Annotated in this window: 8 protein-coding genes; 3 read left to right on the forward strand and 5 right to left on the reverse strand. The window is 45.5% G+C overall.

Annotated elements, in window-relative coordinates; translation table 11 throughout:
- Positions 1–21 precede the first annotated feature (21 nt).
- Both B4N58_RS11640 and B4N58_RS11645 read left to right on the forward strand, forming a co-directional pair.
- Complete coding sequence (locus B4N58_RS11640) at positions 22–5457, forward strand: hypothetical protein (protein WP_291749500.1); 5436 nt, start codon at positions 22–24, stop codon at positions 5455–5457.
- Entirely contained in the window at positions 5458–6381 is a 924-nt protein-coding gene (locus tag B4N58_RS11645) for a hypothetical protein (protein ID WP_291749502.1), read from the forward strand.
- Positions 6382–6862: 481 nt separating this feature from the next.
- Here the strand turns inward: B4N58_RS11645 and B4N58_RS11650 are convergent, their stop codons facing one another.
- The 4 genes from B4N58_RS11650 to B4N58_RS11665 form a co-directional block, all read right to left on the reverse strand.
- Positions 6863–8521, reverse strand: a complete 1659-nt coding sequence (locus B4N58_RS11650; RefSeq protein ID WP_291749505.1) for a GMC family oxidoreductase — start codon at positions 8519–8521, stop codon at positions 6863–6865.
- Between the two features lie 40 nt (positions 8522–8561).
- A complete protein-coding gene (locus B4N58_RS11655; RefSeq protein ID WP_291749508.1) occupies positions 8562–9365 on the reverse strand; it encodes an alpha/beta fold hydrolase in 804 nt (267 codons plus the stop codon).
- A gap of 88 nt (positions 9366–9453) precedes the next feature.
- Complete coding sequence (locus B4N58_RS11660) at positions 9454–9945, reverse strand: PaaI family thioesterase (RefSeq protein ID WP_291749511.1); 492 nt, start codon at positions 9943–9945, stop codon at positions 9454–9456.
- The gene (locus B4N58_RS11665; RefSeq protein WP_291749514.1) at positions 9942–10481 is read right to left on the reverse strand and encodes a PaaI family thioesterase; all 540 of its coding nucleotides are present in this window, start codon (positions 10479–10481) and stop codon (positions 9942–9944) included. Before B4N58_RS11665 ends, B4N58_RS11660 begins: the two co-directional genes overlap by 4 nt.
- A 192-nt stretch (positions 10482–10673) precedes the next feature.
- On the opposite strand from B4N58_RS11665, the gene B4N58_RS11670 reads away from it, so the two are divergent.
- Positions 10674–11330: a TetR/AcrR family transcriptional regulator gene (locus tag B4N58_RS11670; protein WP_291749517.1), complete on the forward strand. Its 657-nt coding sequence runs from the start codon at positions 10674–10676 to the stop codon at positions 11328–11330.
- An 8-nt stretch (positions 11331–11338) separates the two neighbouring features.
- On the opposite strand, the gene B4N58_RS11675 is transcribed toward B4N58_RS11670, so the two are convergent.
- On the reverse strand, positions 11339–12397 hold the full coding sequence (locus B4N58_RS11675; RefSeq protein WP_291749520.1) for an AraC family transcriptional regulator: 1059 nt from the start codon (positions 12395–12397) through the stop codon (positions 11339–11341).
- Positions 12398–12518 lie beyond the last annotated feature (121 nt).

Below are 12518 nucleotides of genomic sequence, written 5' to 3' on the forward strand. Positions count from 1 at the left end.
GTCAAGCTGGGACACCGCCATATGAAAAATATCCCCAACTGGAATCCAAATCTAATCCAAGACTGTGGCCAGTTTGAGGATGCGCTTGCAGCGGTAATCAACGAGATAGACCTGCCCGGTCCCTTCGTAACCAATTTAAGACGAAGTTGGGCAATCGGGGAAGATCTGCGTCTTCATAACGGGTTACGTAATCATAAGGTTGAATCGGAAATTACGATCCCTTTTGCGGGAGGGGGCTTTCTCCACTACTGCCTTGGCTGGCTATGCACTTCGCACTACAGGGAAACTTTACAAGCATGGTCGCACAAGGACGATTTCTACAGAAACCTCCACCATCTAATACATATAATCCGACGCTATCATGCTTACGAGGCATGTGATCGGCAATTTCAAACTATCAACACGAAACGGCCAATTTTCAGAGCTCAGCAAATCTCACGCGGCGAATATCCAATTGTTGAGCTGCTTTTTCAAAGTTGGCAGCAGCATCCCAATTTCGGCTACACACAAACCGCTTTGCTAATATTAAAGCAGTTGTTTGAATGCTATTGCCTCAGCCATGGGAGCGTGATATTTCGCATGCCCCATCTTAAATTTCTCAATGAGCTTCGGCAAACGTTTGCGCCAGTAAACGAAAATCACAACCGTGATTTTCTGATCCACCTGTTTCAACGCTTCGACAAGCCATCGAAAAGTGAAAAAGTATTCAAGGAAAAGTTAGAAACTGAACTTCGCCTATCAAGATCAACGACTGTTCTTCCAAACGATAACGAAACGAAATATCAGAGGAATATTCAGAAGAGTTTCTTGAATTTCTTTTCTCCGTCTGAAAAACCTGTTCTTTACTTTGGTCCAGACTCTCTTTCAGGGATCCAGTCTTTGAAATTGAACAGGTACAAGATAAACGATGATGATGGCAAGGAAGTCCGGAAGTTAAAAGCGCTTTTTAAACAGAACTTCAATAATGCGCAACCGGACGACCACACTGGTTCAAACATTGACGGCCATACCAAGGGACAACAAAACAACAATCAGGATGCCCCTGAGCTAGAGGCAAAAGCCATTGGGCAAGTACTGCTTGATTTCAACCTTTCGACCTATTTCCCGACCAACCCACACTTGCCGCTTCAGGCCGAACATATCAGTGCCTACGCAACTTTGGAGACGGGCAACACCAGCGAAATCACCAATGACACTTTAGCAGACGTGTTAATTTGGATCGGATATCAAATCGGTGCCAACCTTGAAGGTGCGCTAGCACTTAGAGTCCATCATCTGCCAGAACCGGAGTTTGGATTCATGGAGGATTTTTCCGCGATATGGAGACTTCGTCCATCACTTCAACATATCGGCAAAACGACTTTTCTTCATTCAGCTCTTTTGCCGTCCGAAAGGATAGAGCGGAGATCTCTACCCACCAAACTCCAAAACTTTCTAAAGGACCAATGGAATATTCAAACCCATGAGAGCCTCTACGACCTCGCGATTGATAAAAAGTTCGATCCTGAGAAAATTGATCAGGTAAAGGTACACTTCGGGTTTGAATCGAATGCCTGGCTGCAAAGCAGCCGACGACTGATGCTCCTTGCACAAGGGCATCCAGAATCAGCAGCGATGTTGATACAAAAAAACGCTCGATCAGAGCTTCCTTCGAAATGCGCCTACTATTCCGTAATCCACAAAGAGAAAAACGTCGCGGGCTCCCCTTACGCTTTTGATCTTGAGAAATTTAGAGCCGATGTAGCTATCATGGTTAGCCAATTAGAGCATGCCATAAACAGCAAATCACTTTGCATTTCTTGGAATGCTTGGGTTACCTACTTGATCTTCCGGATCTATCTAACAACGGGCGGGCGACCCGTTAAAGATGCATATTGCGATCTTGATTTATTCACAGACACTTTTGATCTCACGATTGTTGATGACAAAGATGTTTTACTAAGGGAGCCAAGACGTGTGGTACCACTTTGTGAATCGCTCGCTGATGAAATTGGCATCACCTATCGAAATGCTCTTAAACGCCTCGCCAATCTACTTCGAACCAACACGCCTAAGCTTTCGAGACAAATCGAATCGCTTCTCGTCACGCCAAGCCTTTCAAACACTCAAGGTATCCCATTTTTCTTTTTCCTGACAGAAAACGGTATTGAAGGTATTTCTGCGGATATAACACTCCTTGAAAATTTCAATACCTTACAGGCCAATTTCTTGCGTCACTTTGTCAGTAACCACTGCGAGATCACCGATAGAGACATTGTGGATGGACTATTGGGCCATGAAAACGACAAGATTCCAGTTTACGGCGCATCAAGCCTCAGAACAATGAATAAGGATCACCAACGAGTTCGTGACTTTGCAGATAGGATCTTAAAGTTCCTAAATATTAGTGATTCCATTGATTTTGAATTCAGTAGCAAAGACGTTGATGTGTGGGGGCAGTCGATACCCAAACGCTTTGGCTTGCAATTGCGAAGGACTGAACATAAAGCATTACACAAGTCAGTTGCAGCGAGGGCCTACCAAGATGCGCAATCAATTGTTGAAGGCTTGCAACCCGAACAGAAAACACAAGATCGAATTGACAAAGCGCTCAAACAAGCCCAATTGGAGCTGAGCAACCGGATTCATTTTGATATCTTTTTTTACAAGTTCACTCGGTTTCTTCGAAAGTTAGCACCAGGCCTTGACATGAAATCCTTCTCGCGTGTTGGCCGTACCGTCAACGAGAGAGTGCCGATCGACTTTTGTCGAAAATATTCGGAATACCGGGCGTCTCACCCAGGCATCATGGAGATCCTCCAATCCAACACCCAGGCGAAACAAAAGGTCAATCTTGAATTTCTGTTCGCACTCTCTTTAATCAAGCTAAATGGCATTACCTGCAAAATAGCAATTCAGCAGGTTCTAAAAGGAAATTACCTGCTAGGAACAGTATCCGATAAAACATTTATTGATATTCATTTTTTCGATACGCAGCCCCATCCGCTCACTCCGGTCAGACGGCACGAGCTTCATCGCCTGTCAATTCACTATTATGAACGGCTGGTCAATCAACTAAGCTTTCGCCAGAGCAGCAATAATTTAGAAAAATTAGGGCGTGACCTGCAGGCTAAAATAAATCGCCTCGGAGTCAGTGGATCATCGCTTAACACCAAAAAAGACCTACTTTATTATTTCGCTGAAATTGAGCAATCCTACCAACTATACGAATTACCCGGTTGTTTGTCCGCGATTGCCTCAGGCGACACCAAGCATCGCAGCTCAAATTATCTAAGCTTTCAACAACTCACTGATCCTGACACAGATCACGTGGCAAGTAACGCTCGACTAGCGCTCGCAACCAAGTATCTCTCGCATGAAGTTATAGCGACCGATGCGATTGCATATCCCGATCCCGGTAACAAAGACCCTAATCCATCCCAAGCGACAGCTACAAGCTCATTTGTCAGCGCTACAGGACTCGAAATTAAGGATAACTTTTCTGGGGGCACCAATGACCAAGCCATCGAGGAGAGCTCCACCCCGGACACTTTAACTGACTTCCATGAACAAGGGCTATTGTGTAAATCTGTCGCAAGCCATATTGAAGCAATCATGGATGACGCCCTTGGCGCGATGCTAAGACTAAGTACAGAAATTGCAGCGAGACCCTCTCTGTGTAAATCGGCACTTTTAAGCTATGCCAAAGATATAGAGAGTAGAAGACCCTCTGGACGAAAAAGTTTGGCTAAAAGCACCAAGCTCAATTACTACGGAAGAATTGGGAATCTTTTTAAAGAGACCAACCTCGAGCAGGAAATCGATGATGAACAACTCGATGAGGCAATTGAAACCATTAACGGCTACCTACTGGACAGACAACAGATCCTGCAATCTGCTAAAGACGATCTGCGTCAAATTAGGGACCTATTCTCCAAACTAGCAGAACTGAATCCTTTGATGTCCGTGAAGTTCGACAGTATTGGTACGGTTTATAACCCAGCTACACATCTCTTTTCTCAGAAAGAACTAAATCTGATCTTTAAAAAAATTCAAGAAACCCAGCCCGAAGCGGTTCAAGCAATTTTTGTTCTTCTTCGTCGTTTTGGTCTGAGGAAAACTGAGTCTCTCTTTCTAAAGCCCGTCAATCTGCAGCTTCTAGATACTACCCCGCTGCTCAGAGTGGTGGGCGATTCTGTTTTTAGGCCCAAATTTCCTGCTTCCAATCGCTATGTGTTATCTCAAACTAAAATTACAAGTGAGGAGAAAGGGATCCTTCAAAGAATAAAGCACCGAGCAATCACAGCGAAAGCAAGTTACCTTGGCGATTTGATTCAGTCCTCTGCGCGCGAGATTAGTTTGCGTCTAAACCAAATCATTCGAAATGTTACTTTCAGAGGGAGTATTCACACCCTGCGACATACCTTTGCTGACGAACTGACACATGGACTTTTTGAGAGTGCAATTTGCTGCAATCCTGACAATCCGTTAACCGGCGAAAGATTGATTCATACAACACCCGATAACGTGAATCGCAAAACACTATTTGTCGCGAGCAGAATTCTCGGGCATGCAGGAACAACCACGCTACTAGAAACCTATTCACATCGCGGGTTTGAGGTCATCGACTCTTTGTACAACAGTCAATTTTGTGAAAGCGCGCTCAGGAACACTGAAACTCAAAGCGAAAGTTTCGCCTTCTCATTGGCTTCAAGATACGGCCTTAAAGGTTCAGCTCATCAACTCGATGAGCCAATAAAGCTGCGTACTTTTAACGTCAAAGACTACATTCTCGGATCACTTGATTACCTCAACCAATCTAGCGATACGATAAATCCTTGTTCCACTGCCAACCAGAAAATCACTAGCCGGCTCTATCATCTTGAAAATATCTTTAGATCATTTCCGCCTAACCTTCGCCCTGCCCGCTTCGCTCACGCGAAAACGAACGGCATTTTCCTGAGCCGAGCCTTCTACGAACGCCTTGAAAAACAATTACCCGATAATGCAGATACTGCTGACTTGATTCACCGAGTGCAGGCAACGCCTGCAAAAACATCAGAAATATTGGCTCTTAAACGAATTCCATTTGAACTCAACTCTAACTTTGATCCACTCGGTAACTTCACCGAGGATGCTCATTATGTGATCCGCGAATCGATGAAAGAAAAGGATCTTGTGAATCTCATCCACATTTTAGACCTGCTTCAGTTCCTCGGATTCGACTCCAAAGATTTGTTCTTTTGGTCAAATTCTTACAGTCAAAAATGCGATATTCGGAATGTCTTGACAGATCTTGGACTGAGCACTCGATTCAACTTATCAGTTGGTCCTGTGCGTCAAACAGTCAAGTTCAATATTGAACTAGAGACAGTGTGGGTCATTGGTGTCAAACGTCAAAAGAAAGACGTGCCTTTTTCGAATACTGAATTTTTCTGGATTGGATTGATTGTACATCTGTTAGCAGGAGGCTACTAAATGACTTTCTATGTAGTTCATAAACTTAAGGTGAAAAATCCGCAATCACTAACAGAGGGACAGGTATCTGAAAGTGCTAGATTATTCAAAACTTCAAAAGCAAATCTTTTCCACAGAATTGCAGCCACTTACAGAGATCAAATTGACAGGTCAATTGAAGTCGGCGACTTGGTCAGTGACTCAGAAAGTGAACTCCGTTATTGGCAACTCGTCTTTGACATCTCATCGACAAAAGAAAATGAGGAAGCGATTTTCGAACGGCTGGATTGGATTGATAATCACATCGTCGATATCGTTTCAAGCCTGCAAGGTGTCGTGTTCGAACCGAAGCTCAATAGCATTCACCGTATAGGTAAGGACGACAACTCTAAACTTGATCATTTAGCCAAGGAAATAATCACCCAGCAGGTTCACGAATTTGTTGTCGAACGTCTTGTCGAACACAACCAAATCAAGCTGACTAAGTTTTCTGGCTTGAGCCCAAACACCGACGTTACAATACACCTTGCAGAACAAGTGAGCGGACTCCAGGACACGACTCGCATTTATAAATTTAAAGGCCGAATCACAAGTTATGATATGAGTCAAAAAACAATCAAGGCATTGCGTAGTGAATCTTCAGATTATCAATCCAAAGAACAGGAACAGCCACTAGATATCACATTTAACGAAGATGTTGACCCTGACGATTTATCAGATGAGCGGATGGAAACAACTCGTTCTGGACCTAATCTACAGGTCATGCGAAAACCGCGCGAAGAGACTTTTCACATTAATCCAAGTGACTTCGTGAATGTCGATCATCAGGCCAAATACATGCCGTGGGAAAGAAGATTTAATATGGAAATCGAGTTCCACTATCAGGTGTTGGAAAGTCGCAAACAAGTTTGCCTAAGAATGGACACTACATATAATTGCAAATAATTTTCAAATCAAGCACACCTGGCTGATCTATTCGGAACAGTCCAGATACAGATCTTGTGAACAACATGCTCGATGCAGCCATTGAAACCGTGGATGATGAAAAAATACCATTATTCATTCAGTAGGGGTGGTCATTCAGTTGCGTTTACTCGCAGGGTTATAGTAGTTATTCTGCGTTGAATTTCTATTGTCATCCCGCATCTTCAACCTAGGAGTCAGATTAGTTGCGTCACCAGAATCTACGCACTCAAAATTTTCCATCTTTCAAATAACATTTTCACGACTCAGTCTCTGACAAAATGAGTTGCAGACGAACGCCGATACAAGTAAGCCTACGATGGGAAAGTGTAACCTATTGAATCCATCTAACATCCGCGCCGTAAAAAAACAGAGACGATCAGATCAGATTGGGACCACTACACATAATGTTGGCGCCAGAGATATGAGCAAATTTGATTACAAACCAACACTTGAAGGCACTTTAGTCTCTTTCATGATCGTGGTCCTCAAGAATCATGGTTGCAGCCTTTTCTCCAATCATAGTGGCAGCGGCATTTGTGTTACCACCGACCAAGGTCGGCATAATTGAACAGTCCACAACCCGCAATTTGGCAATGCCGTGCACGCGTAAACGATGGTCAACAACAGCCATCTCATCTACGCCCATTTTGCAAGTGCCCACTGGGTGATAAGCTGTTTCCGCTGTCTCTCTGACCCATTTTTGCAGCTCTTCATCCGTCTGTAGATGCTGTCCGGGTGAAATTTCTTCTCGGTTCATTCCCCTTAATGCCGGCTGCGAGACAATGTTTCTCACGATTCGAATTCCCTTAACCAGTCGATCGATATCTCTTTGATGTTCCCCGTAATTTGGATCAACAACAGGCAAATCAAGTGGGTTTGAGCTTGCCAACTTAACCCTACCTTTGGATAGAGGGCGAAGATCATAAACCATGATGGAATACGCATAACTTTTCAATAGTGGCCACAAATTCAAGCCATGTCGAATGGCAGGAAGTGGAACAAAATGCAATTGCAAATCTTCTATTGGTTCTTCTTTGGAAGACTTCACGAAGCCACCGGACTCGGCAAGGTTACTGCTCAGCTCACCACGCTTGAATATTAAATATTTGACCAGCTCGCTGATACATCGCAACCAAGACAAAGGGTGTAAAGAGATGGGCAAACGATTGCGTGTCCGCATCACCAGAAAAACATCCAGGTGGTCTTGCAGATTTTGCCCCACACCAGGTAGCTCATGTACAAACGGGATGTTGTATTTAATCAGATCCTGCCATTGACCAATTCCCGACAACATCAATAAATGCGGCGAATTAAATGCACCCCCACTTAAAATAACTTCCTTCTTGGCCACTACTTTGCAGAGTTGTCCTTCATGAAAATACTCAACGCCAGAGGCGCTTCGACTGTCGATGCAAACCCGGGCTACTCGTGCACTAGTGATAACGGTCAGGTTGGTTCGGGACATAGCGGACCAAAGATACCCTCTAGAATTACTCCAGCGTTGACCATCTTTGTGATAAGCATAATACGAGCCGATTCCAGCTTGACTGACCCCGTTGAAATCGAGGTTTTCGGGATATCCCGCCTGTACCCCTGCCTCTATGAAGGCTTTGGAAAGTTTATTTTTATGGCTCGGCGAGACTATATTTAACGGGCCTTCGGAACCATGATATTTTTCCAGCTCCTCTTGAGTCATACCAGTGGCAATCGCCTCAGGCTGAAAGTTTTCTGATTTCTTAAAATAAGGTAGAACTTCTTCGTACGCCCATCCTTTGCAACCTAGATACGCCCAGTGATCAAAGTCGCTCCAATGACCTCGAATATAGACACATGCATTAATCGAGCTTGACCCACCAAGCGTTTTTCCGCGTGGCTGAAACATGACCCGGTTATTCAAATGTACTTGTGGTGATGTCCAAAATCGCCAATTGTATTTATGGCTGCGCATAAGACTAGCCATACCCGCTGGCATGTGTACGAACATGTTGGTTTTATCGCTAGGCCCTGCCTCCAATACCAATACCGTGAACTTGCCATTTTCGCTCAACCTATTGGCCAAAACACTTCCGGAGGAGCCCGCTCCCACGACTATAAAATCATATTGGGCTTGCCTGTCCACTAATTTGCTCCTCACAACTGCAATTTGATCAATCTCTGAATTAGTTCTGGCTGCATTTTGGCAACATGATTTTAAGCATCGCATCACGAACTAGCTCAGTTTGTTCCATAGGCAAAAAATGCGTAGTTCCAGCCAGAACCCTCACTTCGGCTGAGGGCAATATCTTTCCAAGACGTCTTTGCGCTAATGATGAGAAAGTTGAAGCGCGCTCCGCAGCTATTGCAACAACAGGACACTTCAACTGACGAATGCCTGGCCACGGGTTATGCTCGGTTTGAGCGAATGTGGAGCTCTCCCACAACGGTGAGCATGCAAGACGAAGACGATCTCCATCCTGTATAAAGGCATGTTGGACATAAGCCTCTAACCAAGACTCGGGCCAAGTCTTGAAGCCACCTCGACCACGATAGTTTTCCAGAGCCGAGACATAAGAATCGAACACATTCCGTCGGCGTGCGGCTCCAGCGGCCAGCGACAACCGGTGTGATCGACGCAACAGCTTGGACAACCACAACATTCGGCTTTGCCATGAATCCATTATCACCGGCTCTAAAAGTATCAATCCCAACACTTTGTCTGGCTGGCGAGCAGCCGCCATAATGCTTGATGTAGCACCGATTGAATGACCTCCAAGCCAAACGGGTTCATCCAACTTTGCCAACAACGCGGTTAGATCTTGATAGTAGGTCTCCCAACCGCGAAATGTAGAAGCATCGGCTGCATCGGCACTTGCCCCATGTCCACGCATATCCCAAGCTATGATGTTGCACTCAACGGACAGTTCATCAAGAAGTGGCTTATAAAGACGGCCATGGAAACCAGTCGCGTGTGCCCAGTGAAGCATGGGGCGTCCGTCAGACTGAGGCCACCGCCACAAGGTAATCTCTCGACCATCAGCGGCGAGAAATCCGTCTCGTTCGACAGAACATGATTTATTTGTTACCAATACCATCTTGATTCTTCCCGGAAGTAGAGAACAGCAACTGAACAACTCCGTTTGCTATCGGTGCAGTCTTGTCACCCTGCCAACAGCTCACCCTCACCAAACTGGTACGCCGACCTTGACGCACAATCTCCGCGTTCGCGAAAGTAATTTGCGCCGTGGCTGAGCGAAGGTAGTGGATGTTGCTTCCCAGAATACGGGGGCTGCGTAGTTGCGTATCTTCTCTTTGGGCAGCGATACGCGCTGTAATCTCAATCAAGGCTCCGATTACACCGCCGTGTAGTGCTGGCAGCATGAAATTACCAATAAAAGCGTCACGGTAAGGCAGTTGAACAAATATCGCCTCATTGTGTCGTTGAACCTCGAGTCCTAAATGCCGAGAGTAGGGAATACTATCAAGTAAGGTCTGCCAAGCGTCATACTCGCTCTTTCCGTCAAATGGGATGGGACGAGGATGGGCAGGATCGGCAGTACGACTCATGCTCTTCCCCTTGAAGCCTCAGCCACTTGGAAGCGTTGGCCTTGGGTATTTCTTATAAATGTGGCACTACCTGTTGCTAGCGGCACATCATCACCTTCACAGAAGATTTCACAATAGATGAAGGCAACATCGTCCATAAGATGGCGACAAGTGGCCACCGCTAACAATGAATGACTATCAACAGCGGGTCTTAGGTAATCCATATGCAAACTCAACGTAGCTATAGGAGTTAGCTCCTGTGCCTCAGCGAATACCGCAAGACCGCTGGCCGAGTCAGCCAGTGAATACAAAATACTCGTGCTTACTTCCCTTTTTTCGGCATCGGCGAACATCCATGCCTGTGGAGTTAGACGCATACACACCTTGCTGCCATGCACAGAGACCACCTGCATACCCAGATCGCTATTGTGAGGGACCTGCTCGGTAAAACGCCGCGCAGTCTCTACGGCACCATTTTGTTGAACTTTGTTTGGCTCAGTCATCAGATTTGAACGCTTAGTAACATTTGGAATTGGCACAAAAATGACCGAAAGCAATTATTGTCATTGATAGTAATCGCCAAGAAATTTACACACATCTTAATTTTGGTTGGTCAACCAACTAAAGTCAAGAATATGTTCAAGCTGAAGGGCAACGACTTACACAATGGAATATTATTTGTGTGTAGGGTCAGTCCATTTTGACGGTGATGAGAAATACAACGGCCCCACTTAGGAGATGTACAAACTATGGTTCAAAAACCGCCCATACCCGATAATAAATTGGACGATCAGAGCAATGTTTTGTCAAATGCAGCACGACTTTTTCGCGAAAAGGGATTTGAGAAAACCTCACTTAAGGAAATCGCTGAAGCTTGTAATATGCTGCCAGGCAGCCTTTATTATCGATACAACACCAAGGAGGCACTTCTTGTTGAACTGATGCGCCGTGGAATTTACCTGGTAACAGAAGAGGTCGAATTGGCCTATGCCAGTTCGAATGACCCAGTCGAGAAGTTGCGTCTTTGCATCAATGCACATCTTCGAGCTCTGCTGGGTGATTCCGACATGGTCTATGTGCTGCTGTTTGAATGGCGAGCCTTGAGTCCAGAGGCACGGAAGGAAATCATAAAGCTGCGTGACCAGTACGAGTCTCTTTGGATAGATATTCTCGAAACAATGATCAGCCAGAGGGTTATTCAGAAAGGCGTGGATAGTCGTCTTCTTCGACTGATTGGCCTTGGTGCCCTCAACTGGGTTGCAACATGGTTTGATCCAAACGGCTCCCATACACCGGACGACATTGGCAATTTCGTCTGGCAAGCTATTATCAAAGGCTTGATCAATCAAGATGCTCAAGGCGAACACTTGCACCAGTTAAAGCAGCTCAATCAACCGTTGATTTAGATCATAAATCAACTAAGATGCATAGCCTGAGGTTTGGTATTTAGCCTGAACGTCTCTGGCGGTTGGTCAAACCAGCGCTTAAAAGCGCGCCTGAAGTTGGCACTATCATGATAGTTCATCAACACAGCGATATTCTCAATGGATAACCTGCTGTCACACAGGTAGCTTGCAGCCTGTTGAGACATAATCTCGTCTCGGATTTGCCGGAATCCGGTGTTTTCCTCTTTGAGTTTACGTGCCATGGTGCGCTTGCTCATGAATAGTGAAGCTGCCGCTTCATCTTCATTAAGAGTTCCGGGCGGACGGGACAACATCATCTTTTTAATTCTCGTCTGATAGCTAGGTTTGTGAGTCTGAAGTTGCGCGAGCATGGATTCACACTGCTGCAAAGCAAAGCGATAGCTTTCATGATTGGCAGAGGCGTTCGGCTCCAGACACAACGCCATCGGCAACCTGAGTTTTAAATGATCGCAACCAAAGAGAATCTGCCCCGATAAATAGTCGGAGTACAGCGCATGGTACGTGGGTGCCGGATGGGGGAAAAATATTTCAGCCTCATTTAGGGGTCGACCAATAATGAATTCACCAAACTCCAGAAGAACTTTAATTATCGTATCTGCCAGGCAACGCTGTATGTCAGCATCAAGCGACATCCGAAAATGCAGTGTGCATTCGAGGTGAGTTTCAACTTGCTGCAAACGTAATTCAATGACGCTTACCCGCGTTGGCAGGAATATATGTATAGCCTGTAGCGCACTGAGTAAATTTGGGCTGCTTGAAGCGGCAAACCCCATAGCACCATGCGTCGCCGGCGTGAGGCGCTTGCCCAACATTAAACCAAATTCGGGTTGGCCAGACAACACCAACGCATTTCGCAAAATCAGAACTTGTTGAGTTGCCGAGAGCAAGCCATCCTCCCTCAGAAACTGTCTGACTCCGAGTCCCGTTCCAAGTAACAGAACTGGTAGCTGTCTAGCGGTCAGATCCAGCTCACGGGCAATGAGTCGTGAGTAATTTGATGGGATATCGGCTGTAAGGTTTTGGGAAATATTCGCTTGCCGCGTCATCAGCGCCGCCTATCAAGGAAAGAAAATAACTGCATTGTCTTGAAATGACCCGGTGCCGTCAAGAAATGACCTCGCCGTTGTGTTGACGGCGATCTACTATCTTATCGATTGAAGTTACTAG

This window comes from Limnobacter sp. UBA3528, from assembly GCF_002377005.1.
GTDB lineage: Bacteria > Pseudomonadota > Gammaproteobacteria > Burkholderiales > Burkholderiaceae_B > Limnobacter.